This is a genomic window from Nocardia aurantia, assembly GCF_009604425.1.
Classification (GTDB): domain Bacteria; phylum Actinomycetota; class Actinomycetes; order Mycobacteriales; family Mycobacteriaceae; genus Nocardia; species Nocardia aurantia.
Genome location: NZ_WEGI01000005.1, coordinates 220,483 through 247,466, shown reverse-complemented (window position 1 = coordinate 247,466; position 26,984 = coordinate 220,483). Strand labels below are relative to the sequence as shown.

Genomic DNA, 26,984 nt, shown 5'->3' with positions numbered 1-26,984 from the left:
CCGGCCGCCGAGACCGGCTACCCTGTCCTGCACACCGGACCCGGATTCACCGAGGAACCGCACGTCGGGGCCGGTATCGGGGAAGGAAGCGCGCGATGACCGACGACTACGAACACGACGCCGACCCGTCGTACCGGACGTCCGGATCCGCGGCCGAGCCGGGCGCGAGTACATCGGCGGATTCATCCCCAGGTTCCCCGGACGGCGCGCTGCGCGGCGTCGATCTGGCCCGCCGGGCGTTGGAGGAGGCCCGGGCGGCGGCGCGGGCCAGCGGTAAGGCGGTCGGCCAGGGCCGGGCCTCGCCACGTCGCGGCGGCGTCCGCGCGCTGCGCAGGCGCGGCGGCGGCTGGTCGGGTTCCCGGCCGGACGAGCGCGATCCACAACTGCTGTCCAGTCTGACGGGTGCCCTGGCCAAGAACCGGGGGTGGTCCACTCGGGTGGCCGAGGGCATGGTTTTCGGCCGCTGGGCGAGCGTCGTCGGCGAGGACATCGCCTCGCACGCGACGCCGATCTCGCTGACCGACGGGGTGCTGAGCGTGCAGGCCGAATCCACCGCCTGGGCCACTCAGCTGCGGATGCTGCAATCGCAGCTGCTGGCGAAGATCAACGCGGCCGTCGGACAGGGCGTGGTGACCAGTCTGAAGATCAGCGGACCGGCCGCGCCGAGCTGGCGCAAGGGCGAGCGGCACGTGAAGGGCCGCGGCCCGCGCGATACCTACGGCTGAGTCGGTCCTCGTCGTCGTTTCACGTGGAACTTGTTCCGGCGGGAACCGGCCAACCGCTCCGCAAATCTCGCCCGGCTGGCGCTGAGGCTCCCGGGATCGCTGACACCTACAACCCGACTCGCCGACATCCGAGTTAACGCACCTACGACGCTGTCAGGGGTGTCATAGGTGCATCCTGGGCCGGGTGTACCAGTAGGATGGTGGAGTAACTAGCGGCGATACCGTCGGCGCGTTCCGCACAGCCCGCGCGAGGACCCGTAATTCTCGAGCAGCACGACGCCGGGGAACTTCGCGCCCGAGGGATCAGCAAGTAAGGAGAGCTACCGAGCAGTGGCTGCCAACGACTCCAACGCAAGTGGTACGACCAGGGCGAAAGCGGGCAACCAGGAATACGGTGCCTCCAACATCAAGGTCCTCGAGGGCCTCGAGGCGGTTCGCCTCCGGCCGGGTATGTACATCGGCTCCACCGGTGAGCGCGGTCTGCATCACCTCATCTGGGAGGTTGTGGACAACTCCGTCGACGAGGCCATGGCCGGTTACGCCACCCGGGTCGACGTCACCCTGCTCGCCGACGGCGGGGTGGAGGTCATCGACGACGGCCGCGGCATCCCGGTGGAAATGCACGAACAAGGCGTGCCCACTGTCGAGGTCGTCATGACCCAGCTGCACGCGGGCGGCAAATTCGACTCCGACGCGTACGCCGTCTCCGGTGGTCTGCACGGCGTCGGCATCTCCGTGGTGAATGCGCTGTCCACCCGGATGGAGGTGGAGATCGACACCGCCGGCTACCACTGGAGCCAGGAGTACAAGGACGCGAAGCCGAGCAAGCTGATCCAGGGCGAGCCCACCAAGCGGACCGGCACCACCCAGCGGTTCTGGGCGGATCCCGCCGTCTTCGAGACCACGACGTACAACTTCGAGACGGTCGCGCGCCGTTTGCAGGAGATGGCCTTCCTCAACAAGGGCCTCACCATCACGCTGACCGATCAACGGGTCACCGCGAACGACGTGACCGACGAGGTGGTCAGCGAGGTCGCCGAGGCGCCCAAGCACGAGGAGAGCGCCCCGGTCGAGCAGAAGGTGAAGACGCGCACCTACTACTACCCCGGCGGGCTCGAGGATTTCGTCAAGCACATCAACCGGACCAAGCAGCCGATCCACAACTCGATCGTGTCGTTCCAGGGCAAGGGCACCGGCCACGAACTCGAGATCGCGATGCAGTGGAACTCGGGCTATTCCGAATCCGTCCACACCTTCGCCAACACCATCAACACCCATGAGGGCGGCACCCACGAGGAGGGCTTCCGCGCGGCGCTCACCACGGTGGTGAACAAGTACGCCAAGGACAAGAAGCTGGTGAAGGAGAAGGAACCGGCGCTGTCCGGCGAGGACATCCGCGAGGGCCTGGCCGCCATCGTCAGCGTGAAGGTCAGCAATCCCCAGTTCGAGGGCCAGACCAAGACCAAACTCGGCAACACCGAGGTGAAGTCGTTCGTGCAGCGCACCTGCAACGAGCACCTCGCGCACTGGTTCGAGGCGAATCCGGCCGACGCGAAGACCATCGTGCAGAAGGCGGTGTCCTCGGCGCAGGCCCGCGCCGCCGCGCGCAAGGCCCGGGAGCTGGTGCGCCGCAAGAGCGCCACCGATCTCGGCGGCCTGCCCGGCAAGCTGGCCGACTGCCGCTCCAAGGATCCGGCGCGCTCCGAGATCTACATCGTGGAGGGCGATTCCGCCGGCGGCTCGGCCAAATCCGGCCGCGACTCGATGTACCAGGCGATCCTGCCGATCCGCGGCAAGATCATCAACGTCGAGAAGGCGCGCATCGACCGGGTGCTCAAGAACACCGAGGTGCAGTCGATCATCACGGCGTTCGGCACCGGCATCCACGACGAGTTCGACCTCACCAAGCTGCGCTATCACAAGATCGTGCTGATGGCCGACGCCGACGTCGACGGCCAGCACATCTCGACGCTGCTGCTGACGCTGCTGTTCCGGTTCATGCGGCCGCTGGTCGAGCACGGGCACGTCTATCTCGCGCAGCCGCCGTTGTACAAGCTGAAGTGGCAGCGCAGTGAGCCGGAGTTCGCCTATTCCGACCGTGAGCGCGACGGCCTGCTGGAACGTGGCCAGGCGGCCGGCAAGAAGATCAACAAGGACGACGGCATCCAGCGCTACAAGGGCCTCGGCGAGATGAACCCGAAGGAACTGTGGGAGACCACCATGGATCCGAGCGTGCGGGTGCTTCGTCAAGTGACGCTGGACGACGCGGCCGCGGCCGACGAGCTGTTCAGCATCCTGATGGGTGAGGACGTCGAGGCGCGTCGCAGCTTCATCACCCGCAATGCCAAGGACGTCCGGTTCCTCGACGTGTAGCGCACCCCGCGGCGGCCGGTGCGCCGCCGCGGTCACGCCCCCGAGGACCATCCGAAAAGCCTTCCCCTGGAGACTGATTCATGACCGAGACCTCTCTGCCCCCCAGCGGTGGCGACCGTATCGAACCGGTCGACATCCAGCAGGAGATGCAGAACTCCTACATCGATTACGCGATGAGCGTGATCGTCGGCCGCGCGCTGCCGGAGGTGCGCGACGGCCTGAAGCCGGTGCACCGCCGCATCCTCTACGCGATGTACGACAACGGTTATCGGCCCGACCGCAGTTATGTAAAGTCGGCCCGCCCGGTCTCCGAGACCATGGGTAACTACCACCCGCACGGCGACTCGGCCATCTACGACACCCTCGTCCGGATGGCTCAGCCGTGGGCGATGCGCTACCCGCTGGTCGACGGCCAGGGCAACTTCGGCAGCCGCGGCAACGACGGCGCCGCCGCCATGCGCTACACAGAATGCCGGCTCACCCCGCTGGCGATGGAGCTGCTGCGCGAGATCGACCACGAGACGGTCGATTTCATCCCCAACTACGACGGCAAGACCCAAGAGCCGGTCGTGCTGCCGGCCCGTGTCCCCAACCTGTTGATGAACGGCAGCAACGGGATCGCGGTCGGCATGGCCACCAACATCCCGCCGCACAATCTGCGGGAACTCGCCGACGCGATCTACTGGACGCTGGACAACCACGAGGCCGACGAGGAGTCCATGCTCGCGGCCTGCATGGAGCGGGTGAAGGGGCCGGACTTCCCGACCTCGGGCCTGATCGTCGGCACCCAGGGCATCCACGACGCCTACACGACGGGGCGCGGTTCGATCCGGATGCGCGGCGTGGTCGAGATCGAGGAGGACAATCGCGGCCGCACCACGATCGTCATCACCGAGCTGCCGTACCAGGTCAACACGGACAACTTCATCAACGCGATCGCGGAGCAGGTGAAGGACGGCAAGATCGCCGGCGTCGCCGACATCCACGACGAGTCCTCGGACCGGGTCGGCATGCGCATCGTCGTCACCATCAAGCGGGACGCGATCGCCAAGGTCGTGCTGAACAACCTGTACAAGCACACCCAGCTGCAGACCAGCTTCGGCGCCAACATGCTCTCCATCGTCGAGGGCGTGCCGCGCACCCTGCGCCTGGACCAGATGATCCGGTTCTACGTCAATCACCAGTTGGACGTCATCGTCCGGCGCACCCGATACCTGTTGCGCAAGGCCCAGGAACGGGCCCATATCCTGCGTGGCCTGGTGAAGGCGCTCGACGCGCTCGACGAGGTGATCGCGCTGATCCGGCGCTCGGCCGATACCGAGACCGCGCGCACCGGCCTGATGACGCTGCTCGAGATCGACGAGATCCAGGCCACCGCGATCCTCGACATGCAGCTGCGTCGGCTGTCCGCCCTCGAACGGCAGAAGATCGTCGACGAGTTGACCAAGATCGAGGCCGAGATCGCGGACCTCGAGGACATCCTGGCGAAGCCGGAGCGGCAGCGCGCGATCGTCCGCGACGAACTGCAGGAGATCGTCGACAAGTACGGCGACGACCGCCGCACCCGGATCATCGCGGCCGACGGCGATGTGGCCGACGAGGATCTGATCGCCCGCGAGGATGTGGTGGTCACCATCACCGCGACCGGCTACGCCAAGCGCACCAAGACCGATCTGTACCGCAGCCAGAAGCGCGGCGGTAAGGGCGTGCAGGGCGCCGGCCTCAAGCAGGACGACCTGGTCCAGCACTTCTTCATCACGTCCACGCACGACTGGCTGCTGTTCTTCACCAACCTCGGCCGGGTGTACCGGGCGAAGGCCTACGAACTGCCGGAGGCGGCCCGTACCGCGCGCGGCCAGCACGTGGCCAATCTGCTGGCGTTCCAGCCGGACGAGAAGATCGCTCAGGTCATCCAGATCGCGTCGTACGAGGACGAGTCCTATCTGGTGCTCGCCACACGCAACGGTTTGGTCAAGAAATCGAAACTGACCGATTTCGATTCCAACCGTTCCGGCGGCATCGTGGCGGTCAATTTGCGCGACGGCGACGAATTGGTCGGCGCCGCGCTGTGCTCCTCCGAGGACGATCTGCTGCTGGTTTCGGCGCACGGTCAGTCCATTCGGTTCTCCGCGAACGACGAGGTGTTGCGGCCGATGGGCCGTGCCACCTCGGGCGTGCAGGGCATGCGCTTCAACACCGACGACGAGCTGCTGTCGCTGAATGTCGTGCGGGAGGAGACATATCTGCTGGTCGCGACCGCGGGCGGGTACGCCAAGCGCACCGCGATCGATGAGTACACCGCCCAGGGCCGCGGGGGTAAAGGGGTGCTGACGATCCAGTACGACCCCAAGCGTGGCAATCTGGTGGGCGCTCTGATCGTCGACGACGAGGACGAGCTTTACGCGATCACCTCCGGGGGCGGTGTCATCCGGACGGCTGCGAATCAGGTACGGAAAGCGGGCCGACAGACCAAGGGTGTGCGATTGATGAACCTCGGCGAGGGCGATACGTTGCTTGCAATCGCTCGCAATGCCGACGAGCCCGATCAGGTTTCCGGCGTTGACGACACCGATGGTTCGTAGAACCAGTAAGTTCTCCACCAGCAGCGGCGGCACGACCGATCGAAGGACTTCCCACATTGACCACTCCGAACCAGCCGAATGACGAGCGGCATCACGCCAACGGCGTGACCGAGCGGGTTGCACCGTCTCCGATCCCGCCGCGCCCCATTCCGCGGCCGGCGGCCTCGGGCGAGGGTGTGCCGGGTAGTGCCGCGGAGAATTCGGCGACGGAAAAGCTGGACAAGAAGACACTCGACAACGGCGAGGCGGAAGGGCCCGGCGGCTCCGGGCCCAGGCCCGGCGACAACGGCGGCAAGGGCGCGCGCGCGGAGGAGAGCTGGTCGTCACAGCTGCCGCAGCGCGAGCCCCAGTCCAATCTGAACCGCCCGGGCCACGTGCCGGTGGCCGGGCGTTCGGTGGGACTCAACGCCGGGGTCAGCAACGCCCGCACCACCGCCGACCTGGCCGCCAAGGCCGCCCGCAAGGAGGCGGCGATGGTCAAGTCGGTCGGCATCGACGGGCCGACCCGCAGCATCGCCCGGCCGGAACTCATCAAGGACATGCCCGACCTGTCCGAGCTGCGGCATCCGCTGCCGACCGCCGCTCCCGCCGCCCCGCAGCCGGGGGTGCCGATGGCGCCGATGCCGATGGCGCCGCCGCCACCGATGGTGGAGTCCACCGGTCCGCAGCAGCGCGTCTCGCCCGCCGCGCCGGCGGCCGTCGCGCAGGCCGCGGTGAGCGGTGAACCGCTGCGGGCGACCGTGCAGGTGCGGCACATCGATCCCTGGTCGACGCTGAAGGTGTCGCTGGTGATCAGCGTGGCGATGTTCTTCGTGTGGATGCTGGCGGTGGGTTTCCTCTTCATCGTGCTGTCCGGCATGGGCGTCTGGGACCGGATCAACACGTTCACCACGGACATGGTGTCCGACAGCGGTTCCTCCTCCCTGATCGGCGCCGGCTCGGTGTTCGGGTACGCGGCGGTGATCGGCCTCATCAACGTGGTCCTGCTCACGGCCCTTTCCACGATCGGGGTGTTCATCTACAACCAGTGCACCGATCTGGTCGGGGGTATCCAGGTCACCCTGGCCGATCCGGATTAGTCCGCGCTGCCGCTGCCTGCGGCCGGTACCGCCCCTCCGGGCCCGGTACCGGCCGTTTTGGTCTTCGGGGGCGAGGTACGGTAATCTTCCCTCTCGTTCGAGTGACACACTTTTTCGAACGAATCCGGGCCTATAGCTCAGGCGGTTAGAGCGCTTCGCTGATAACGAAGAGGTCGGAGGTTCAAGTCCTCCTAGGCCCACTGGAGAACAGCACAGTAGGGTGGGATTCATGAAATATCTGCTCACGATCGGTGTTGTCGCCGCGGTCGCCTTCGCTATCAGCAGGTTCCGCCAGCGCGACGATGCCGCCTTGTGGCACGAGGTCACCACTCGCTGATTTTTCCCGTTCAGGGGCCTTAGCTCAATTGGCAGAGCACTGCCTTTGCAAGGCAGGGGTTAGGGGTTCGATTCCCCTAGGCTCCACCATCGAAAAAATGGATTCGGCACCGCCGTCCGGCGGTGCCGATCGCTGTGCCGGCTCGGCGGTGCCGATGTTCTTTACGCCTGTGACAAATCACCAGGTCTTCCGTGGTGTACCGGCACGGCCCGTAATGTCGAGATCATGTCGTCCGCGGAATTGTCGAAACTGGTGCAGTCGGTGGTGGAACCGGCGCTGCTGAGCGGGCCGCGGCGCTACAGCCGGGCGGATGTCGCGCAGCGGTCCGGGGTGCCGTCGGAGGTGTCGCGCCGGTTGTGGGTGGCACTCGGTTTCGCGGCCGATCCGGACGATTCCGCGCTCGAGTACACGGAGGCCGATATCGCGGCCGTCCGCGATTTCCGGAGTCTGGACACCTTGTCCACGGCCGATCCCCGGCGGCAGCAATCGGTCGCCCGCAGCCTGGGGCAGTCGATGGCGCGGCTGGCCGAATGGCAGGTCGATCTGGTCGTCACGGAGATCACCGATCGGCTGGAGCGGCATCTCGCGGACGATCCGGCCGCCGATCCCGCGGCCGCGGCGCAGGCGGCCACGGACGAGGTGCTCGCGCGGCTGCAGGCGTTGCAGACGTACGCCTGGCGGCGGCACCTGGCGGCCGCGTTGTCGCGGTCGATGGACGGCGAGGGGGACCACTCCGGCGGTACCGTGCGGGATCTGGCGGTGGGATTCGCCGATATGGTCGGCTACACCCGGCTGACCCGGCATCTGGATCCGGAGGAGCTGTCGCAGTTGCTGGAGACGTTCGAGACCCTCGGCACCGAGGCGGTCACCGCGCACGGCGGCTGGGTGATCAAGAATGTCGGCGACGAGGTCATGTTCGCCGCGGAGACCGCCGCCGCCGGCGCCGATATCGCGCTGGCGATCCAGGAGGCGACCCGCAAGGACGGCACCACGCCGGAACTGCGGGTGGGCCTGGCGTACGGAGATGTGTTGCAGCGCTTCGGCGATCTGTACGGTTCGACGGTGAACATCGCCGCCCGGTTGACGGGTGTGGCGCGGCCGGGCACGGTCCTGATCGACGACGGCGCGGCCGCGCGGCTGGCCGGCGAGCCGGCGTTCACGCTGCGGCATCTGCGGAGTGTGCGGGTGCGCGGATTCAGCCGGCTGCGCTCGCACGTGCTGCGCCGCAACAATCGCTGAGTCGGGTGCGCGGCAGCCGGACCGCCGCCGGTGAATTGGAAAGTGCTGGGTGGACAACCCGGAAATAGGAGCGGGCCTCGGCGAAGGGGGGGAGTTAGCCGAGGCCCGCGTAAGGTCGGCCCGGGGGGGAGGGGCCGACGTGATTGATCCTACGCGACGATCGCCGCTCGCGGGCGTATGAGCGCGGCCACTTTCCCAAAGTTTTTCGCCGCGGCGGTTCGCAGCTGTGCGAAGGTACGCGGCGGCGCCATTCCGTTGGGGGCTTCGGGGTGGCCGAAGTGGTTGTACCGCAGTACTTTTCGTGGTCCGCGCGATTGCGCCGCGGTGGCGGTCCCGAGCGGTCCGCGGTGGCGCCGAGCGGGTAGCGCACGCGAATTTCCGGGCCCGCGTCCGCGTCGTCCCGATCATCCGGCGTGTCGGCAACGGCCGATCGAGTACGGGCGAAATGAAAGACGCGTACCGCACTACTCGGGAATTCGCGGCGCGTGCGGACGACCATTGATCGCGAGGCCGCATCCCGACCCGGCACCCCCCGAGCACCGCCGGATCCCGGGATGCGGCCTCGCCGTTTCCCCGGGTCCGAGCTGTGCGCGGCATGGGTGTAACTCGTGGATCAGCTGTGCAGGGCAGCCGCCGAGATGTGCACCGGCACCGCACAACTGTGCACAACATGTGCAGAAAATCTCGCCCACCTGCGCCGGAGCTGGGGAGGGTCGCATCCGGCCCGGCTGGGGATAAATCGGGTGAAACTTGTCGGTGGGCTCCGCGATACTGGCTGCACCGTCGGCCCCCGGGCCGGCATCCACAGTCGTCGCCCAGTCAGGAGAGTCATGCCCGACGCCATCATCGCCGAGGGACTGGTCAAACGGTACGGCCGGCTCGTGGCCCTGGACGGGCTCGACCTCACGGTCCCCGAGGGCACGGTCACCGCGCTGCTGGGACCCAACGGCGCCGGGAAGACCACCACGGTCCGGGTGCTGACGACGCTGCTCACCCCGGACGCGGGCAGCGCCACCGTCGCCGGGATCGACGTGCTGCGCGATCCGCAGCGGTTACGGGCCCACATCGGCGCGTCCGGGCAGTATGCCGCCGTCGACGAATACCTGACCGGCTTCGAGAATCTGGAGATGGTCGGGCGGCTGTACCACCTGGGCGTGCAGCGCAGCAAGGAGCGGGCCCGCGAGCTGCTGGCCAGGTTCCGGCTCACCGAGGCCGCCGATCGGCCGGTGAAGGGCTACTCCGGCGGCATGCGCCGCCGTCTCGATCTCGCCGGTGCGCTGGTGGCCAACCCGCCGGTGCTGTTCCTCGACGAGCCGACCACAGGGCTGGATCCGCGGGCGCGGCTCGACCTGTGGGACGTCATCGAGGAACTGGTCGCCGGCGGCACCACCCTGCTGCTCACCACGCAGTACATGGAGGAGGCCGACCGGCTGGCCGATTCGATCGCGGTCATCGATCACGGCCGGGTCATCGCCCGCGGCACCGCCGACGAGCTGAAGACCCTGGTCGGCGGCGATCGCATCGAGCTCACGGTCGGGCAGGCCGACGACATCGGGCCCGCGCGCGAGGCGCTGGCGGGGCTGGCGATCGGCGAGGTCCATGTGGAGCCGGCGCTGCGGCGGCTCACCGCGCCGGTCAGCGACGGCTCCCAGGCCCTGGTGGACGCGGTCGGCAAGCTGGCGGCGCACGGAGTGGCCATCCACGACGTGGCGCTGCGCCGGCCCTCGCTCGACGACGTCTTCCTCATGCTCACCGGCCACGAGGCCGACGAACTCGTCAACGGCGCCGCGGCGGCGCCGTCGGAAGGATCCTCCCGATGACCACGCTCGACGATCGCGCGCTCGACCGCACCTCGCCGGCCCAGCGGCTGGCCGACCTCGTCGGCGACAGCCTGACCATCACCAAGCGCAATGTCATCAAGATCCGCCGGGTGCCCGACGTACTGATCTTCTCGACCCTGTCGCCGATCATGTTCGTGCTCCTGTTCGCCTACGTGTTCGGCTCGGCGATCAAGCTGGAGGGCACCTCCTACCGCGAGTTCCTGATCGCCGGAATCTTCGCGCAGACAGCGGTTTTCGGCGCCACCTTCACGGGCTCGAGCCTGGCCGAGGACATGCAGAAGGGCATCATCGACCGGTTCCGTTCACTGCCCATGACCCCGGCCGCGGTGCTCATCGGGCGTACGGTCGCGGATGTCGTCATCAACGTGGTGAGCCTGGTGGTCATGTCTGTGACCGGCTTCGCCGTCGGCTGGCGCATCCGCGGGTCGCTGCTGGACGCAGTGCTGGCCTACGTGCTGTTACTGGTGTTCGCGTACGCGGTGTCCTGGATCATGGCCGTGGTGGGGCTGCTGGTGCGCACTCCGGAGGTCTTCAACAACGCGAGTTTCATGGTGATCTTCCCGCTGACATTCATCGCGAACACCTTCGTGCCGAGTAGCGAATTGCCCACGCCGCTGAGGGTTTTCGCGGAGTGGAATCCGGTGTCCGCGGTCACCCAGGCCACCCGGGTGCTGTTCGGCAACAGTTCGGCGGCGGTGCCGTCCGAGGCGGTGTGGTCGATCCGGCATCCGACCGCCACGACCTTGATCTGGGTGGTGGTGATCCTGGTGATCTTCGTACCGCTGGCGCTGCGTCAGTTCCGCCGCGCGGTCAGCCGCTGACGGTGACGCGCCTCAGACGCGGACGGTGCTGCCCTGCGGGGTGGCGCCGTTGCTGGAGTAGCCGATGCGCGGCGGTTCCGGCGCGGGGGGAGGCAGTTGCGGACGACGCGCGCGCAGCACGCCGGCGACGGCGGTGACCAGCGCGATGAGAACCGCGACGACGAGGCGGTTACGCAACTTTCCGGATTCCCGAATACTCCCCAGAGCCATGCGACCACTGTGACACAGCGGCGTCCTTCGCGCAGCGCGGCAGGTCACGTACTCAGCGTGTCGCCGACCACGAGCGACCGTGCCGGGTGGTGATTCCGAGTGGACCGGTCCCCGCGTGGCACCATGGTCCGCGTGACCTCACCGAATCAGACCGCCGTGGCCACGCTGCACACCAACCTCGGCGATATCGCGATCGCGCTCTTCGGTAACCACGCCCCGCGGACGGTACGGAACTTCGTCGGCCTGGCCGACGGCTCCGCGCCGTACACCACACCCAACGGCGGTGGCACCACGTCCGGCCCGTTCTATGACGGCGTCCAGTTCCATCGTGTGATGGACGGCTTCATGATCCAGACCGGCGATCCGACCGGCAGCGGTCGCGGCGGTCCGGGGTACGAATTCGGCGACGAATTCCATCCGGAACTGCGGTTCGACCGGGCGTATCTGGTGGGTATGGCGAACGCGGGCCCGGGGACCAAGACCAACGGCTCACAGTTCTTCATCACCGTCAGCCCACAGCCGCACCTGAACCGGCGGCACACGATCTTCGGCGAGGTGGTGGATCCGGACTCCCGCAAAGTGGTCGACGCGATCGCCGCCACCCCCACCGACCGCAACGACCGGCCGAAGGATGCGATCACCGTCTCCGGCATCACGCTCTCCTGACACCGCATTTTCTGGTTGTGTTGTGACGTGAACCCGAACCCGCCCGCATCGACCTGCGTCCGCCATCCCGACCGGCCCACCGGCCTGGCATGCACGCGGTGCGGGCGTCCGGCCTGCCCCGAATGCCTGCGGCCGGCCGCGGTCGGCCAGCACTGCGTCGACTGCCTGCGGCAGGAGGGCGCGCAGACCCGGCAGATCCGGCCCGCGCCCGGTGGTGCCGCGCGGCCGACCCCCTACGTCACCTACGGGTTGATCGCCCTCAATGTGGCGGTGTTCGCCGCGACGGCGGTGCAGGCGCACAGCGTCGGCGACAACCAGATGTCGCGGCTGTTCTACGACTGGGTGCTCGCCCCGCGGATGGTGGCGGACCAGGGTCAGTGGGTGCGCGTGCTCGGCGCGGGATTCCTGCACTACGGGCCGATACACCTGCTGGTGAACATGTTCGCGCTGTACATCCTGGGCCGGGACACCGAACTCGTGCTGGGCCGGGCGCGCTATCTCGCGGTCTATCTCACCGCGCTGCTGGGCGGGTCGGCAGCGGTGATGTGGCTGGCGCAGAACGCGGCCACTGCGGGGGCGTCCGGCGCGATCTACGGCCTGTTCGGCGCGATGACGGTCATCCTGCTGCGGCTGCGGCAGAGTCCGGTGCAGATGCTGGTGCTGATCGCGATCAACCTGATCATCAGCGTCTCACTGCCGGGCATCTCGCTGTGGGGGCATCTCGGCGGTCTGGCCGCCGGCACGCTGGCCGCGGTGGGCATTCTGTTCCTGCCCCAGTGGCTGGGCGCGAAGACCCGGGAATCGGTGCGGACGATCGGCTGGGCGGCGGTGGGCGGGGTGGCTGCGATCGCGATCATCGCCATCGTGGGTGCGGCGGCGAGCATTTCGGGCTGATCATCGCCCGATGCGGGTGTACGTCCCGTCCGGCGACCGGTGGTACGGCTGGCTGGTCCGCCGGATGGCTGAATTCGCGCCCACCGGCGGCCGCCACAAGCGTCGGCTCGACGGCGACTGCCGGTTGTCGGCAGCGTCGCGCGGTCACCAGGCGCCCGGCCGGTCGGCCTCGGGCCCGGCCTCGCCCGGATAGGCATCGCCGGGCTTGGCCAGGCGGTGCACGACGAGCGCGTCGAGCACATCCTGTGGATGAGTGCCCAGATCCCAGCGGCCGAATATCAACAACCGCTCGTCCCCCCGGTGATCGACGTCCATCTCCAGGTTGGGGACGCGCCGGCCGAGCCTGGGGGTGGTCACCACCCGGGCACGCCGGATCTGCTCCGGCGAATACTCCACAGGCCCCAGCACACCGCGGACGATCAGGCGTGGCTCGGGCCCGGTCCGGACCTGCAACCGCGGCCGCTGCCGGACGCCGATCAGCACCAGGACCAGCAGCAATGCCGCTCCCAGGCCGACCAGCAGGCGGCCGGGGGGATCTGTGGACAAACCCGCGGCGACCGCCAGCGCGACGCCGCCGAGCGCCGCGGCGATCAACGCGGGCAGCGGTGTGGACCAAGCGAGGCGCGGTTCCGCCGACGGATCACCGACGGGCTGCGCGGACGATTGTTCGGTCACGTCCCCATTGCTCCTCGAGTTGTCCACACTGCTATCCACAGGTGTGGATATCCACAGCTGTGGATCAGCGCCAGCGCATGGTCATGATCAGGCCGATCACCATCAGGCCGAAACCGATCAGGAAGTTCCAGGCGCCCAGATCACTCATCCAGGAGATGTGATCGGCTCCCAGGTAGTACACCAGCAGCCAGACCAGCCCGGCCAGCATGAAGCCGAGCATGACGGTGATGTACCAGGCGGGTGACGGCCCCGCCGCCTTCACGCGCACCGGGGTGCGGCTGGTCGGGGTGAGCGGGTAATCGGTCTTCTTCCGGACCTTCGACTTGGGCATGACGTCCTCGTATTCGGCGTACAGGTCGTACCGGCGGGGCGTGGCCCTGCGGCCGCGCCGGCCATCTACCGGTCTGCCTAAAGGCTATCCCAGCTGGGTATACGTCCGGGGTCCGGACTGTTGTCGGGTCGTGTGCCGGATATTCCCGCGACCGCCGATCGGGCGGGACGTAGGCTCGGACCATGCGCGTACTGGTGGTCGACAACTACGACAGCTTCGTGTTCAACCTGGTGCAGTACCTCGGCCAGCTTGGCGTCGAGGCCACGGTGTGGCGCAACGACGATCCGCAGCTGGCGGTGGTGGACGACGTGGTGACGGAGTACGACGGGGTGTTGATCAGCCCCGGGCCAGGCACCCCGGCCCGGGCCGGCGCGAGCATCGAACTGGTCCGCGCGGCCGCTCGAAATCTGACCCCGTTGCTCGGGGTGTGCCTGGGGCATCAGGCGATCGGCGAGGCCTTCGGCGCGACCGTCACCCGCGCTCCCGAACTACTGCACGGCAAGACCAGCTCGGTTTTCCACAAGGGCGCGGGGGTTCTGGCCGGCCTGCCCGACCCGTTCACCGCCACCCGCTACCACTCGCTGACCGTGCTCGAGGACACCCTGCCCGACGAGATCGAGGTCACCGGCCGCACCGAGAGCGGCATCGTGATGGCGTTGCGGCATCGCACCCTGCCCATCCACGGCGTGCAGTTCCATCCCGAATCGGTGCTCACCCAGGGTGGGCACCGGATGCTGGCCAACTGGCTGGAGGTCTGTGGCGAGCGGCCCACCGAGGGACTTATCTCCACCCTCGAGGCGGAGGTCGCCGCACTCGCGCTGTGAGCCGCCGACGCGGCCGGTGCGTGGACCCCGGTCGGTTCCACCGTGCGGCCGTCAAGTTGTGCACAGCTGCCGACCAGCCTGTGGACAACTCGGGACGGGTATGTGCACTGGTCACCGGGCCGTCAGCGGTCGCGCTTCGGCCGACGCCCGGCGAACAGCGCCGCACCGGCTGCTCGGCTCCGCCGGGGATCGACGCTGCGGTGCGCACCGGAGTAGTAGGCGCCGCTCCAGCCCAGTTCGCGGCCCGTACCTCGCCGCCTCGCGCCCGTCGCCACTGTCCCGGCCTCGCAGCCTCCCGCCCCTGTCCCGGCCGCGCTGCCTCCCGCCACTGTCCCGGCCGCGCTGCCTCGCACCACCGGCCCGGTCTTGCCGCTCGCATCACTTGCGCGGCCTCGCCGCGATACCAGCCGCCGGTATTCCCCAGCCACAGGCCGGGTCGACATCGCTGTGCCGGACATGTCCACACAGTGATGGTGCAGGTGGCTGTCGGAAATCGGCCCGGCACGGTGTGGCCGTGTGTCGTGGGGTCGGGCATCGTTGTTGCCCCGAAGCGATTCGATGTAAGAGGTATCTGAGTAAGAGGTATCCGAGGCGGACGGTGCGGCGCTGTTCGCCGGGCGTCGGCCGAAGCGCGACCGCCGACCGGGGGATCGGCCTGTGCACAAACCGGTGCCGAGGCGTGCGGCCAATCTCGGCAGTTCGGCTCCACACGACGGTTTGCGAAGCATGCACAGGCGAATCGCTGTTGTGCACAGTGTGGTGTGATCGGTGGATGACTCGTCCGTATGTGCTGCTGTCGGCCGCGGTGAGTATCGACGGCTATCTGGACGATTCGTCGGCACAACGGTTGCTGCTGTCGAACGCGGACGACTTCGATCGGGTGGATGCCGTCCGCGCGGAGTCCGATGCGATCCTGGTCGGGGCGCGGACCCTGCGGAGCGACGATCCGCGGCTGCTGGTCCGCAGCGAGTCGCGGCGTGCTCGGCGGGTGGCGGACGGGAAACCGGAACACCCGGCGAAGATCACCGTGACCGCGAGCGGGGACCTCGACCCGGACCTGCGCTTTCTGCACACCGGTGGCCGGAAGCTGGTGTACACCACGACATTCGGGGCCGCGCGACTCGGTGGTGATCTGGATGGACTGGCGGAGGTCGTCACGCTGGGTGTGAATCTCGACTTCGGCGCGTTGCTCGACGACCTCGGCGCCCGCGGCATCGAGCGGTTGATGGTGGAGGGTGGCGGCCACATCCACACCCGTTTCCTCGCCGCCGGCCTGGCCGACGAATTGCTGCTGGCGGTCGCTCCGATCCTGGTCGGCGATCCGGACGCTCCGCGCTTTCTGCATCCGGCCGACTATCCCGGCGGTTCCGAGCGCAGAATGATATTGGCGGACGTCACCCGTCTCGGCGATATCGCGGTCCTGCGGTATCTACCGCACGGCACGGGCGATCCGCCGGTCGGCGACAGCCCGGCGGCCACGGCCGATCGGTCGCCGGATCGTTCGGCCGGTCATCGGCCGTGACGGTGGCCCGGATCGCGCGGACCTCCGTGGCGGCACGGTCGTCCGCTGTGTGCGGACGAGGAACGAACGCGAGGCGGTTTCGCTTCACCGGCGGGTTGTGACGACGCATCCATTGCTTGCCGGTCGGCGAGCGTCGAACGGCCGGCGATGTCCGGCGATGGCGGGCGGTGATCCGCGGGTCGTGGACGCCATCCGGGTCGGCCTGCACGGCGATCGGGGATCGGCGTAGCACGGGCCGGTCGTGCGGGACCGGTGTCAGGGACCAGCCAGGTACCAGCACAGATTGGAAGTGTCACAGTGACAATCGATTTCGAGAACCGGCACGCGAGCCCTGCTGCGGCGCATCGGTTCTGGATGCATCACGCCATCGGGCTGGCCCGGCTCTGCCCGGTCAGCGAGAACGCGTTCTCGGTGGGGGCGGTGATCGTCGGCGCCGACGGAACCGAACTCGCACACGGCTATTCGCGGGAGACCGATGCCAAGGTGCACGCCGAGGAATCGGCGTTGAACAAACTCGGCGACGACCCGCGGCTGGCGCAGGCGACCGTCTACAGCACCCTGGAGCCGTGTTCGCGGCGCGCCTCGGTGGATCGGGCGCCGTGCACCGACCGGATCCTGGCCGCCGGGGTCGCCCGCGTCGTCATCGCGTGGCGTGAACCGGCCACCTTCGTGGCCGACTGCGTCGGCGTGGAGAAACTGCGCGAGCACGGCATCGAGGTGATCGAGTTGCCGGATCTGGCCGCGGAGGCCATGTCGATGAACCGGCACCTCGACCTGTCCTGACCGGCCGTCACGGCGGGCCGAGTACCCCGGTGACGATGGTGACGATGCCGTCCTTGGCGACCGACGATCCGGCCTTGGGCTGCTGATCAATGATCCGGCCCACGTTGCCGGCGTCGAAGGTGCCCTGGGTGGTTTGCGCGATCTGGCCGGCGCCGCCGGTCCAGCCCGCCGAGCGCAGCCGGTCCACCGCCTGGGACGGGGTCAGCCCGACGAGGCTCGGCATGGTGATGTCGCCGGAGGACACCTGCACGGTGACCGTCGAGCCCTTGTCGGCCATCGAACCGCCGGACGGGGTGGTCGCGATCACCTCGCCCTTGGGCCGGGAGGACTGCACCTGCTGGACCGAGATCTTGAATCCCGCGCTCTCCACCAGATTCGGCTCCGCCACGTCGATCGACTGGCCGACCACCTGCGGCACCCGCACCTGGTCCGGGCCGTGGCCGATGAAGAGGGTGATCGGACTGCCGGCGTCCACCTTGGTGCCCTCCGGCGGCGTCTGGTTCACCACCTTGTCCTTGTCGTCCATGCTGGAGGCGCTCTGCTGGACCTGGGGGTCCATCTTCAGGCCCACCGAGTTCAGTTGCTGCTCGGCCTGCTGCTGGGTCAGTTTCGCCAGCCGCGGGACGGCCACCTGCTGCGGACCGGTCGACACCTGCACGGTGACGGTGCTGCCCTTGTCGACCCGGGAACCGCCCAGCGGCTGGGTCGCGATGACGTTGCCCGCGGCGATCTTGCCGTCCGGCTTCTCCTGGACGGCCACGGTGAAACCGGCCTTCTGCAGGTCGGACTGCGCGGCGGCGGCCGGTTTGTTCGCCAGGTCCGGGATCGCGATCTGGTCCGGCCGGCTGCCGGGGCCGAGCAGCACCCAGTACAGGGCGAACGCCACGATGACCGCCGCCGCGGCGCCGAGCCAGATCAGCAGGGAGCGGCGACCGCTTCCGTCGGAGCCGCGCAGGTCGTGTTCACCGGTGTCGTCGCCGTAGTCGCCCGGCGCCGAATCCATGCTGCCGAGGAAGGTGGTGCGATCCTCGTCGGTCATCACCATGGGCGCGTTCGGTCGCTGACCACCGAGCACCCGGATCAGATCGCCGCGCATCTCGGCGGCGGTCTGATACCGGTTGGCCGGATTCTTCGCCATCGCCTTGAGGATGACCGAGTCGAGTTCGCGCGGCACCCCGGGATGGACGTGCGAGGGCAGCCGGGGATCCTCCCGGACATGCTGATAGGCGACCGCGATCGGGGAGTCACCGGTGAACGGCGGCTCGGCGGTGAGGATCTCGAACAGCACGCAGCCGACCGAGTAGACGTCGGAACGCGCGTCGACCTGTTCGCCGCGGGCCTGCTCCGGCGACAGGTACTGCGCGGTGCCGATCACCGCGGCGGTCTGCGTCATCGGATTCGCGCTGTCGGCAATGGCCCGGGCGATGCCGAAATCCATCACCTTCACCGCGCCCTGGCGGTTGATCATGATGTTGGCCGGCTTCATGTCCCGGTGCACGATGCCGTTCTTGTGGCTGAAGTCCAGCGCCGCGCAGACGTCGGCGATGATCTCCATCGCGCGCCGCGGCGGCAGCGGACCCTGGCCGCGCACCATGTCGCGCAGGGTGTCGCCGTCGACGTACTCCATCACGATGTACGGCAGCGGGCCGCCGTCGATCTGGGCCTCGCCGGTGTCGTAGACGGCCACGATCGCCGGATGGTTCAGCGCGGCCGCGTTCTGCGCCTCGCGCTTGAAGCGGAGGTAGAACGTGGGGTCGCGGGCCAGATCCGCGCGCAGCACCTTGATCGCGACGTCCCGCCCCAGCCGCAGGTCCCGGGCCTTGTGGACCTCGGACATGCCACCGAATCCGATGATCTCGCCCAGCTCGTACCGAGAGGACAGATTCTTCGGGGTCGTCATGGTAGTCCTTGCGAGGCGGTGGCTGGGACGCTGGTGTGGTCGTTCTGGTTACCGCTCGAGTTGCCGTTGCCCGAGGTGCCGTGGGCGCCGGGAATGCTCGGCACTGATGGTATGTCGATTCCCGGGATACCTGCGCGACCACTGGTGGTCGGCGAGGTCGGGCGTCCCCGGGTCGTGGTGGTCGGTGCCGTGGTTGTCGTCGTGGTGGGTGCCGGTGTGGTCGTGGGCGTGTCCTGGGTCGTGGTGACCGGCGGAGGCGGCGCCTGTCTGGTGGGAGTGTCGTCCTCGGTGGTGGTCGTGAGCGTCGTGGTCGGCGCGGCGGTCGTGGTCGGCGGCACCGACAGCGAGGTGCTCGGCCGGAACGGAGTCTGCGGCGCCGGCTTCGACGAGCCCTGTAACAGCAGCCACAGCACGATGCCGATCAGAATCGCACCCACCGCGACGCCGGCCAGGGCCTTCTGACCGTTGGTGAAGCGCGGCCCCGGATCGTAGCCGCCGCCGCCCGGCGGGGTGGCCGACCGGTTCGGCATGACGGAGGTGGCGCCCATCGGCGGCTGATTGCGCCCCGGCGGCTGATACCGGTCGTAGTCGTTGCGCGGTATCACCGTGGTCGCACCGGTCGGCGGCAGCACGCGCGCCGCTCCGGTCGGGGTGTTGCCCATGCCGCCCGGCACCGGTGGCCGCCGGCCGGACCGGACCGCGGCCACGGCGTCGGCGAACTCCCCGCCGCTGCGATAGCGCCGCGACGGATCCTTGGTCATGGTGATCTCGATCAGCTCGCGCACGTTGGCGGGCAGATCGGCGGGCATCGGCGGCGGGGTGTCGCGGACGTGCTTCATCGCGACGGTCAGCGCGCCGTCGCCGGTGAACGGCCGCTGCCCGGCAAGCGCCTCGTAACCGACGACGCCGAGGGAGTACACGTCACTGGCCGAGGTGGCGTCCTCGCCGGTGGCCTGTTCGGGGGCGATGTACTGCGCGGTGCCCATCACCATGCCGGTCTTGGTGACGGGGGACGCGTCGACGGCCTTGGCGATGCCGAAGTCGGTGATCTTCACCTGGCCGGTCGGCGTCACGAGGATGTTGCCGGGCTTCACGTCCCGGTGCACGACGCCCGCCGCGTGGGCGACCTCGAGTGCACGACCGGTCTGCTCCAGCATGTCCAGGCCCTGCGCCACCGACAGCCGGCCGAGCCGGCTCAGCACGGCGTTCAGCGGTTCGCCCTGGACCAGTTCCATGACCAGGTACGCGGTCTCGCCGCCGGAGGGGTCGAAGGTCTCGCCGTAGTCGTAGATGCCCGCGATGCCCGGGTGGTTGAGCTGGGCCGTGGTCTTCGCCTCGGTACGGAACCGGTGCCGGAAGGTGGGATCCGCGGAGAACTCCGCCTTGAGCACCTTCACCGCGACCCGGCGGTCCAGGCGGGTGTCCAGCGCCTCCCACACCTGGCCCATGCCGCCGGTGGCGATGAGTCGATGCAGTCGGTACCGGTCCGCGATCATCGCACCGTTGGTCAGCATTCCAGCCCCCGTAGGCTAAGTCTGTTCATGTCGTTCAGCCCGTCGGCATGCCGGCGTCGAGCACCGCCCGGGCGACGGGAGCCGCCACCGAGGCGCCGGTGGCCGCCAGAGCGCGATCCCCGCCGTTCTCCACGATGACCGCGATCGCGATCTTCGGGTTCGCCGCCGGCGCGAACGCGATGTACCAGGCGTGCGGCGGCGTGTTGCGGGGATCGGTGCCGTGCTCGGCCGTTCCGGTCTTGGACGCGATCTGATATGGGCGTTGGTTCGTACCGCCGGTGGAGTAGTTCTCCGAGGCGATCATCATCGAGGTCACGGTGGACGCGACCTGAGCGCTGACCGCCTGGCCCACCGAGACCGGCTTGGTCCGGGAGAGTTCGGTGAGGTCCGGATTCTGCAGCTGCTCGATCAGGTGCGGTTCCATCCGCACGCCGCCGTTGGCGATGGTGGCGGCGATGACCGCGTTGTCCAGCGGGGTGAGCGCGACGTCGCGCTGCCCGATGCTGCTCTGGGCCAGGGCCGCGGTGCTGGAGATGGTGCCGACCGTGCTGTCGGCGACCGGGATCGGGATGTTGCCGTGCTGCCCGATCCCGAAGGCCGCGGCCTCGTCCTTGAGCTTCGCGGCGCCGACCTTCATGCCGATCTCCGCGAAGGCGGTGTTGCAGGACCGCGCGAACGCGTCGGTCATCGACGCGCTCGGGCCGTTGCCACAGGTCGAGCCGTTGTAGTTCTCCAGCGTGGTGGTCGTGTCCGGCAACGTGATGGTGGGCGCCGCGGTGAACTGATCCTCGGGTTTGACGCCTGCCGACAGCGCGGCGGCGGCCACCACGACCTTGAAGGTGGAGCCCGGCGGATAGGTCTGCGAGACCGCCCGATTCAGCATCGGCTGGTGCGGGTCGGACGACAGCGCCTCCCACGACCTGGTGTCGCGGGCGCCGTCGTGACCGGAGAGCTGATTGGGGTCGTAGCTGGGCGTGGACACCATGGTCAGGATCCGGCCGGTACTCGGTTCGATGGCCACCACGGAACCGGTGTACCCCTTGCTCGTCAGCTGATCGTAGGCGACCTTCTGCATGGCCGGGTTGATCGTGGTGGACACGTTGCCGCCGCGCGGGTCACGGCCGGACACCAGGTCGATCAGCCGCCGCCCGAACAACTGGCTGTCCGAACCGTTGAGCATCGAATCCTCGGCGTGCTCCAGGCCGGTGCTGCCGTACTGCATCGAGTAGAAGCCGGTGACCGGCGCGTACGCCATCGGATCGGTCGGATAGGTGCGCAGGTACTTGTACCGGTCGTCGGTGGCGACCGAACTGGCCAGCACGGCGCCGCCGGCCGAGATCTGCCCGCGCTGCCGGGAGTACTCGTCGAGCAGCACGCGCGAGTTGCGCGGATCGCTGCGCAGGCTGTCGGCCTTGATCACCTGGACGTAGGTCGCGTTGAGCAGCAGCGCCACGATCATCAGCAGCACGGCCATCGCGACGCGGCGCAGAGGCGTGTTCACGCGAGCTCCCCTCCCGTGCGGATCAGTTCCGTCGGGCGCTCCACCACGACCGTGGGCACCGCTTCCTTCCTACGGGCCGGGGCGGGGGCGCGCGCGGCGTCGGAGATCTTGACGAGCAGCGCCAGCAGTACGTAGTTGGTCAGCAGTGACGAGGCGCCGTAGGAGAGGAACGGGGTGGCCAGGCCGGTCAGCGGCAGCAGTTTGGTGACCCCGCCGAAGACCAGGAAGACCTGCAGCCCGAGGGCGAAGGCCAGCCCGGCGGCGAGCAGCTTGCCGAAACTGTCCCGTACCGCCAGCGCGGTCCGCAGGCCGCGCAGCACCAGCACGGTGAACAGCACCAGCACCGCGGTGAGGCCGATCAGGCCGAGCTCCTCGCCGACCGTGGCGACGATGAAATCGGTCTTGGCGAACGGCACCTGATTCGGCCGCCCGCTGCCCAGGCCGGTACCGGCCAGCCCGCCGGTGGCCAGGCCGAACAGCGACTGCGCGATCTGGTAGCCGGTGTTGTGGTAGTCCGCGAACGGATCGACCCAGTCGGCGATCCGGGTCCGCACCGCGTCGCAGCGGTCGTAAGCGACGACGAAGCCGATCACGCCCAGGACCGCGCCGGCGAACAGCCAGCCCAGCCGCTCGGTCGCGATGTACAGCAGTGCCAGCGCCGACACGAAGATCAGCACCGCGACCCCGAGATCCTGTTCGAACAGCAGCGCCGCGGTACAGGCCAGCCAGACCAGCAGCAGCGGGCCGAGATTGCGCAGTCGCGGCAGCTCGACCCCGAGCAGATGCCGGCCGGCCGCGGTGAACAGCTCCCGCTTGGACACCAGCACCGCCGCGAAGCAGACGATCATCGCGACCTTGGCCAGCTCCACCGGCTGCATCGTGAACCCGTTCAGCCGCAACCAGATTCGCACGCCGTTGGTCTCGGCGTAGCGCGTCGGCAGCACCGCCGGCAGGATCAGCGCGATCAGGCCCAGGCCGCCGCACAGGTAGCCGTGCCGGGCCAGCGTGCGGTAGTCCCGCAGCCCGGCCAGCACCGCCACGAACAGCCCGATACCCAGTGCGGTCCACAGCAGTTGGTGATTCGCGTCCGGCGGTGGCACCGGTGCGAAGTTGGAGGCCGCGGTCTGCTCGCTGCCGAGGTCGAGGCGATGCACCAGCACCAGGCCGATTCCGTTGAGCAGGGCCACGATCGGCAGCAGCAGCGGGTCGGCGAACAGCGCGTACCGGCGCACCGCCAGATGCGCGACCCCGAACAGCGCCAGATCGGCCAGCGCGATCGGGGCGAGCTCCCGGGTGACCCGCTGGTTCTGTCCCGCCTCCACGAGCACCGCCGCGATCACGGTGATCACGACCGCGAACGCCAGCAACAGGAGTTCGACGTTGCGGCGGGTCGCGGGGGACGGTGCGGGAGCGAACCCGCCGGGGGGTATCGGGAACGCTGCGGTCGACGGCGATGCCGGTGCGGACATCAGTCCGCCTTCCTGCAGTTCTCCCCCGGGGTCTGCGGCGGCTGCGCGATGGTGGTCGGCGCCGGCGCCGGCGGCTTGGTCTCGGCGGGCGGAGGCGGGGTGTCGCCGGTCGGAGGCACCGGCGCGTTGGTGTCGACCGGGACGGGCGCCGGCGTGGGCGTGGGGGTGGTGACCGGCTGCTGCGCGGGCACGGTCAGGCAGGCGGGCAGCAGATCCTGGTGGGCCAGGGTCTCCAGCTGCCGGTGGGCACTGTCGAACGAGCCCGGCGGAAGGCCGTTGTTCACCTTGTCGCGGCCGGTCTGCTTGAGATCGGTGACCTGGAGCTGCCGGCAGCCGCTGGGGAAGCCGGCGCCAGGGCTCATCAGGGTGAGCTTTCCGGTGCGATCGACGCAGGAGACCTGATCGATGTCGTGGATCGAGTAGCCCAGCACCGCGCCCGGGAGACCGCGCAGGATCACCACGTTGCCGTTCTCGGCGCCGACGTAGTAATTACCGCGAATCATCTTGTAGCCCACCGCGAGTCCGGCCACCACGGCGATCAGCAACGCCAGCGACAGCACGATCCAGCGCAGTTTATGGCTCTTGCGCGGGGCCGGGGCTTCCGCCGCGACGGGATTCCGTCGCGGCGTTGCCCGAGGGGGGCGCATCGCGGCGGCCCGTCCGGCGGCAGTGTTCGGCGGTGGGGTGTCCTCGTCCTCGCCGGAGGCCGCCCCGGCGACGATCGGGTGACTCTGGCCGTAGTCCAGGTCGATGACATCGGCGACGACCACGGTCACGTTGTCCGGGCCGCCGCTGCGCAGCGCCAGCTCGATGAGCCGGTCGGCCGCCTCGTCGGTATTGCCCTCCCGCATCGTGTTCGTGATCGTCTCGTCGCTGACCACGTCGGACAGGCCGTCCGAACAGAGCAGGTAGCGATCGCCGGACCGGGCTTCCCGGACGATGAGCGTGGGCTCGATCTCGTTGCCGGTCAGCGCGCGCATGATCAGCGAGCGTTGCGGATGGGTGTGCGCCTGCTCGGGGGTGATCCGGCCCTCGTCGACCAGCGACTGCACGAAGGTGTCGTCGCGGGTGATCTGGGTCAGCTCGCCGCCGCGGAGCATGTAGGCGCGCGAGTCGCCGATGTGCGCGAGGCCGAGTTTGCGACCGGCGAACAGGATGGCGGTGAGCGTGGTGCCCATGCCGTCGAGTTCCGGTTCCTCCTCGACCTGGTCGGCGATCGCCGCATTGCCCTCCCGGACCGCGCGGTCGAGCTTGCCGAGCAGGTCGTCGCCCGGTTCGTCGTCGTCGAGGTGGGCGAGGGCGGCGATCATCAGCTGGGAGGCCACCTCGCCGGCGGCGTGACCACCCATGCCGTCGGCGAGTGCGAGCAGGCGGGCGCCGGCGTAGACGGAGTCTTCGTTGTTGGAACGGACGAGACCACGGTCGCTGCGCGCTGCGTAGCGGAGAACAAGTGTCACGATCGCAGCTCGATCACTGTCTTACCGACACGGACAGGAGTGCCGAGCGGAACTCGGACGGGAGTGGTGACCTTCGCTCGATCGAGGTAGGTCCCGTTGGTGGAGCCTAGATCTTCGACGTACCAGTCCTCGCCGCGTGGCGACAGCCGGGCGTGCCGGGTCGAGGCGTAGTCGTCGGTCAAAACGAGTGTGGAGTCGTCGGCACGCCCGATGAGCACCGGTTGGGTGCCCAGCGTGATGCGCGTACCGGCGAGTGAACCCTGAGTCACCACTAGAAATTTGGCGCCCTTCTGGCCCCGGCTGAAGGACGGCAGCACCGCGGAACCGCGCGCGGCCCGGGACTGGATCCGAATGCCGGATGCCGCGTAGATGTCGCTGCGCAGGGTGCGGAGCACCGCCCATACGAAAAGCCACAACAGCAGCAGGAACCCCGCACGGGTCAATTGCAGGATCAGTCCCTGCACGGCGCTCCACCTCCTGTTCGACCGGTGTCGTAGGTACGGTTCGACCCCCAACCGGCTCGTCGGCCGACTGCGGACCTGGTGCTGCAGCCGACCGAGTGCTGGCAGCATCATAGGGCCGACGACCGGTTGCGATCACGATACGGCCGAGGGGAAATCTCGGCTCATTCCGTGACTGCACCGGCGAGCTTACGGGATCAGACGATTCGGATCAGGATCTCGGAATGCCCGGCGCGGATCACATCCCCGTCGGCGAGCTGCCAATCCTGCACGGGAGAGCCGTTGACCAGCGTTCCGTTGGTCGATCCGAGATCGGACAACATCGCGGTCTGGCCGTCCCAGCGCACCTCGATATGGCGGCGGGACACCCCGGTGTCGGGCAGCCGGAAGTGGGCATCCTGGCCGCGGCCGATGATGTTGCTGCCTTCCCGCAGCTGGTAAGTCCGGCCGCTGCCGTCGTCGAGCTGCAGGGTGGCCGAATAACCGGAAGCGCCGCGGGCCGGCTGCTGCGGCGGGGCGGCGGGGGCGTAACCCGCTCCCTGCGGCGCGTAGCCCGCCTGCTGGCCGTAGGCCTGGTCCTCGGCGCCGTAGCCGCCCTGGCCGTAGCCGGCGGGGGCCTGCTGGCCGCCGTAGGCCTGCTGGCCGTAGCCGGCGGCGCCCGGCTGCTGGGCGTAGCCCTGATCGGCATAGCCCTGCTGGGCGTAGCCCGCCTGCTGGCCGTAACCCTGGTCCGCGTAACCCTGCTGGCCGTACGCGGCGTCACCGTAGCCCTGGTCGTAGCCGCCGCCCTGCTGGCCGTAGCCCGGCTGCTGCTGCCCGTACCCCTGCTCGGCGTACCCCTGCTGGTCGTAGCCGCCGCCCTGCTGGCCGTAGCCCGGCTGCTGGCCGTACCCGGCGCCCGGCTGCTGGCTGTACCCGGCGTTGCCCGCGTTGCCGCCGGCGTTGTAGTCGTAGCCGTTCTGGTACTCGCCGTAGCCCTGCTGCGACTCCTGAGCGCCGTACTCACCGCCGCTGTACTGGCCACGCCCGTACTCGTCGCGATAGCCGCCCTGGCCGGGCGGCGGAGCGAACCCGCGATTGCGTGGATCGGACTCCGCGGGCTCACGGCTGGGGTCGTAGCCAGAGTTCTGCGTCATGGGGCCAGCTCCTGGTTGCGGGTTTGCGGTTCGTTGTGGGGGTCGTCCAGGTCGGTCGGGAGGCCGGTGTGCCGACGATTCCCGGCGACCCACGTCCGGGTCGACCCGGCCGCGCGTCCTGAACTGTCCGGTGTGCAGCGTAGGGGATGCCTCGAATTCGACGTGCACTTCGCCGTACGTCTGCCAGCCCTGATCGTGAATGTAGTCCTGCAGGTGTCTGGCGAACGCACGTACCGTCAGATCCTCGTCCGCATCCAGTTGCTGCAGGTCGGATGAGTTGACGGTGATCACATAGCGGTTCGGGGCGAGCAGGTGGCCGCCCTCGAGCTCGGTGACCCGGTCGGTCGCCTCGCGCTGCAGTGCCGCTTCCACTTCCTGGGGGACGACGCTGCCACCGAAGACCCGGGCGAACGCATCGCCCACGGCGCCCTGGAGACGGCGTTCGAAACGGGACACGATGCCCATCGCCTGCCTCCTCTCCGTGCGCTCCGCTCGGTGCGCGGGTGTCGTTCGCGGTACTCGCCGTCATTCCGTGACATGCCAATAGGGCGTGTCGCCGGTCGGACACAGTCCCTGCATGATATCCACGATCCTCCACACCTGTAACTCTCGGTAGGGTGTGAGAGTTCCCCGCCCCAGCATAG

At 68.7% G+C, this 26,984-nt stretch carries 23 protein-coding genes and 2 tRNA genes; 15 read left to right on the top strand and 10 right to left on the bottom strand.

The window, feature by feature from the left end; all coding sequences use genetic code 11:
* Window positions 1–95 precede the first annotated feature (95 nt).
* The 10 genes from NRB56_RS12865 (at window position 96) to NRB56_RS12825 (ending at window position 10,997) form a co-directional block, all read left to right on the top strand.
* Window positions 96–725, top strand: coding sequence for a DUF721 family protein (locus tag NRB56_RS12865; RefSeq protein ID WP_153341700.1), 630 nt, complete (start codon window positions 96–98; stop codon window positions 723–725).
* 330 nt (window positions 726–1,055) lie between these two features.
* A complete protein-coding gene (gene gyrB / locus NRB56_RS12860) occupies window positions 1,056–3,098 on the top strand; it encodes a DNA topoisomerase (ATP-hydrolyzing) subunit B (RefSeq protein ID WP_319942925.1) in 2,043 nt (680 codons plus the stop codon).
* Between the two features lie 80 nt (window positions 3,099–3,178).
* Window positions 3,179–5,680 carry a DNA gyrase subunit A gene (gene gyrA, locus NRB56_RS12855; protein ID WP_153341698.1) on the top strand — a complete coding sequence of 834 codons (2,502 nt, stop codon included), beginning with the start codon at window positions 3,179–3,181 and terminating at the stop codon, window positions 5,678–5,680.
* 56 nt (window positions 5,681–5,736) lie between these two features.
* On the top strand, window positions 5,737–6,759 hold the full coding sequence (locus NRB56_RS12850) for a DUF3566 domain-containing protein (protein ID WP_153341696.1): 1,023 nt from the start codon (window positions 5,737–5,739) through the stop codon (window positions 6,757–6,759).
* A gap of 126 nt (window positions 6,760–6,885) precedes the next feature.
* Window positions 6,886–6,959 (top strand) — tRNA-Ile (locus NRB56_RS12845).
* A 29-nt stretch (window positions 6,960–6,988) separates the two neighbouring features.
* Window positions 6,989–7,096, top strand: a complete 108-nt coding sequence (locus NRB56_RS38890; protein ID WP_227837617.1) for a DLW-39 family protein — start codon at window positions 6,989–6,991, stop codon at window positions 7,094–7,096.
* Between the two features lie 13 nt (window positions 7,097–7,109).
* Window positions 7,110–7,185 (top strand) — tRNA-Ala (locus NRB56_RS12840).
* Window positions 7,186–7,318: 133 nt separating this feature from the next.
* Complete coding sequence (locus NRB56_RS12835) at window positions 7,319–8,335, top strand: adenylate/guanylate cyclase domain-containing protein (protein ID WP_319942985.1); 1,017 nt, start codon at window positions 7,319–7,321, stop codon at window positions 8,333–8,335.
* Window positions 8,336–9,165: 830 nt separating this feature from the next.
* Window positions 9,166–10,155: an ATP-binding cassette domain-containing protein gene (locus tag NRB56_RS12830; protein ID WP_153341692.1), complete on the top strand. Its 990-nt coding sequence runs from the start codon at window positions 9,166–9,168 to the stop codon at window positions 10,153–10,155.
* Window positions 10,152–10,997, top strand: a complete 846-nt coding sequence (locus NRB56_RS12825) for an ABC transporter permease (RefSeq protein ID WP_227837615.1) — start codon at window positions 10,152–10,154, stop codon at window positions 10,995–10,997. Before NRB56_RS12830 ends, NRB56_RS12825 begins: the two co-directional genes overlap by 4 nt.
* 12 nt (window positions 10,998–11,009) lie before the next feature.
* Here the strand turns inward: NRB56_RS12825 and NRB56_RS12820 are convergent, their stop codons facing one another.
* Window positions 11,010–11,207, bottom strand: a complete 198-nt coding sequence (locus NRB56_RS12820; protein ID WP_153341690.1) for a hypothetical protein — start codon at window positions 11,205–11,207, stop codon at window positions 11,010–11,012.
* Between the two features lie 132 nt (window positions 11,208–11,339).
* Between NRB56_RS12820 and NRB56_RS12815 the strand changes: the two genes are divergently transcribed.
* Window positions 11,340–11,873: a peptidylprolyl isomerase gene (locus NRB56_RS12815; RefSeq protein WP_319942924.1), complete on the top strand. Its 534-nt coding sequence runs from the start codon at window positions 11,340–11,342 to the stop codon at window positions 11,871–11,873.
* Between the two features lie 27 nt (window positions 11,874–11,900).
* Window positions 11,901–12,767, top strand: coding sequence for a rhomboid family intramembrane serine protease (locus NRB56_RS12810; protein ID WP_319942923.1), 867 nt, complete (start codon window positions 11,901–11,903; stop codon window positions 12,765–12,767).
* A 144-nt stretch (window positions 12,768–12,911) separates the two neighbouring features.
* On the opposite strand, the gene NRB56_RS12805 is transcribed toward NRB56_RS12810, so the two are convergent.
* Complete coding sequence (locus NRB56_RS12805) at window positions 12,912–13,442, bottom strand: PH domain-containing protein (RefSeq protein ID WP_319942922.1); 531 nt, start codon at window positions 13,440–13,442, stop codon at window positions 12,912–12,914.
* 64 nt (window positions 13,443–13,506) lie between these two features.
* The gene (gene crgA, locus NRB56_RS12800) at window positions 13,507–13,773 is read right to left on the bottom strand and encodes a cell division protein CrgA (protein WP_153341684.1); all 267 of its coding nucleotides are present in this window, start codon (window positions 13,771–13,773) and stop codon (window positions 13,507–13,509) included.
* A 182-nt stretch (window positions 13,774–13,955) separates the two neighbouring features.
* On the opposite strand from crgA, the gene NRB56_RS12795 reads away from it, so the two are divergent.
* From NRB56_RS12795 to NRB56_RS12785, 3 genes are all read left to right on the top strand, one after another.
* Entirely contained in the window at window positions 13,956–14,597 is a 642-nt protein-coding gene (locus NRB56_RS12795; RefSeq protein ID WP_153341682.1) for an aminodeoxychorismate/anthranilate synthase component II, read from the top strand.
* Between the two features lie 772 nt (window positions 14,598–15,369).
* A complete protein-coding gene (locus NRB56_RS12790; RefSeq protein ID WP_153341680.1) occupies window positions 15,370–16,119 on the top strand; it encodes a RibD family protein in 750 nt (249 codons plus the stop codon).
* A gap of 297 nt (window positions 16,120–16,416) precedes the next feature.
* On the top strand, window positions 16,417–16,902 hold the full coding sequence (locus NRB56_RS12785) for a dCMP deaminase (RefSeq protein ID WP_319942921.1): 486 nt from the start codon (window positions 16,417–16,419) through the stop codon (window positions 16,900–16,902).
* Window positions 16,903–16,909: 7 nt separating this feature from the next.
* Here NRB56_RS12785 and pknB read toward each other — a convergent pair whose 3' ends face one another.
* From pknB to NRB56_RS12750, 7 genes are all read right to left on the bottom strand, one after another.
* A complete protein-coding gene (gene pknB, locus NRB56_RS12780) occupies window positions 16,910–18,802 on the bottom strand; it encodes a Stk1 family PASTA domain-containing Ser/Thr kinase (protein ID WP_153341678.1) in 1,893 nt (630 codons plus the stop codon).
* Window positions 18,799–20,316: a protein kinase domain-containing protein gene (locus tag NRB56_RS12775; RefSeq protein ID WP_153341676.1), complete on the bottom strand. Its 1,518-nt coding sequence runs from the start codon at window positions 20,314–20,316 to the stop codon at window positions 18,799–18,801. Before NRB56_RS12775 ends, pknB begins: the two co-directional genes overlap by 4 nt.
* Before the next feature lie 34 nt (window positions 20,317–20,350).
* The gene (locus tag NRB56_RS12770; protein ID WP_319942920.1) at window positions 20,351–21,817 is read right to left on the bottom strand and encodes a peptidoglycan D,D-transpeptidase FtsI family protein; all 1,467 of its coding nucleotides are present in this window, start codon (window positions 21,815–21,817) and stop codon (window positions 20,351–20,353) included.
* A complete protein-coding gene (locus NRB56_RS12765; protein ID WP_153341674.1) occupies window positions 21,814–23,286 on the bottom strand; it encodes an FtsW/RodA/SpoVE family cell cycle protein in 1,473 nt (490 codons plus the stop codon). The genes NRB56_RS12770 and NRB56_RS12765 overlap by 4 nt, the downstream gene beginning before the upstream one ends.
* Window positions 23,286–24,743: a PP2C family protein-serine/threonine phosphatase gene (locus NRB56_RS12760; RefSeq protein WP_319942919.1), complete on the bottom strand. Its 1,458-nt coding sequence runs from the start codon at window positions 24,741–24,743 to the stop codon at window positions 23,286–23,288. Before NRB56_RS12760 ends, NRB56_RS12765 begins: the two co-directional genes overlap by 1 nt.
* Window positions 24,740–25,207: an FHA domain-containing protein FhaB/FipA gene (locus NRB56_RS12755; RefSeq protein WP_319942918.1), complete on the bottom strand. Its 468-nt coding sequence runs from the start codon at window positions 25,205–25,207 to the stop codon at window positions 24,740–24,742. The genes NRB56_RS12760 and NRB56_RS12755 overlap by 4 nt, the downstream gene beginning before the upstream one ends.
* Before the next feature lie 194 nt (window positions 25,208–25,401).
* On the bottom strand, window positions 25,402–26,805 hold the full coding sequence (locus tag NRB56_RS12750) for a DUF3662 and FHA domain-containing protein (protein WP_153341670.1): 1,404 nt from the start codon (window positions 26,803–26,805) through the stop codon (window positions 25,402–25,404).
* Window positions 26,806–26,984 lie beyond the last annotated feature (179 nt).

Coding starts and splice junctions, on each gene's coding strand:
- NRB56_RS38890 (WP_227837617.1), top strand. CDS start 6,989: ATGAAATATCTGCTCACGATCGGTGTTGTCGCCGCGGTCGCCTTCGCT.
- NRB56_RS12765 (WP_153341674.1), bottom strand. CDS start 23,286: ATGTCCGCACCGGCATCGCCGTCGACCGCAGCGTTCCCGATACCCCCC.
- pknB (WP_153341678.1), bottom strand. CDS start 18,802: ATGACGACCCCGAAGAATCTGTCCTCTCGGTACGAGCTGGGCGAGATC.
- NRB56_RS12790 (WP_153341680.1), top strand. CDS start 15,370: ATGACTCGTCCGTATGTGCTGCTGTCGGCCGCGGTGAGTATCGACGGC.
- NRB56_RS12825 (WP_227837615.1), top strand. CDS start 10,152: ATGACCACGCTCGACGATCGCGCGCTCGACCGCACCTCGCCGGCCCAG.
- NRB56_RS12750 (WP_153341670.1), bottom strand. CDS start 26,805: ATGGGCATCGTGTCCCGTTTCGAACGCCGTCTCCAGGGCGCCGTGGGC.
- NRB56_RS12830 (WP_153341692.1), top strand. CDS start 9,166: ATGCCCGACGCCATCATCGCCGAGGGACTGGTCAAACGGTACGGCCGG.
- NRB56_RS12775 (WP_153341676.1), bottom strand. CDS start 20,316: ATGCTGACCAACGGTGCGATGATCGCGGACCGGTACCGACTGCATCGA.
- NRB56_RS12795 (WP_153341682.1), top strand. CDS start 13,956: ATGCGCGTACTGGTGGTCGACAACTACGACAGCTTCGTGTTCAACCTG.
- NRB56_RS12865 (WP_153341700.1), top strand. CDS start 96: ATGACCGACGACTACGAACACGACGCCGACCCGTCGTACCGGACGTCC.
- NRB56_RS12820 (WP_153341690.1), bottom strand. CDS start 11,207: ATGGCTCTGGGGAGTATTCGGGAATCCGGAAAGTTGCGTAACCGCCTC.
- gyrA (WP_153341698.1), top strand. CDS start 3,179: ATGACCGAGACCTCTCTGCCCCCCAGCGGTGGCGACCGTATCGAACCG.
- crgA (WP_153341684.1), bottom strand. CDS start 13,773: ATGCCCAAGTCGAAGGTCCGGAAGAAGACCGATTACCCGCTCACCCCG.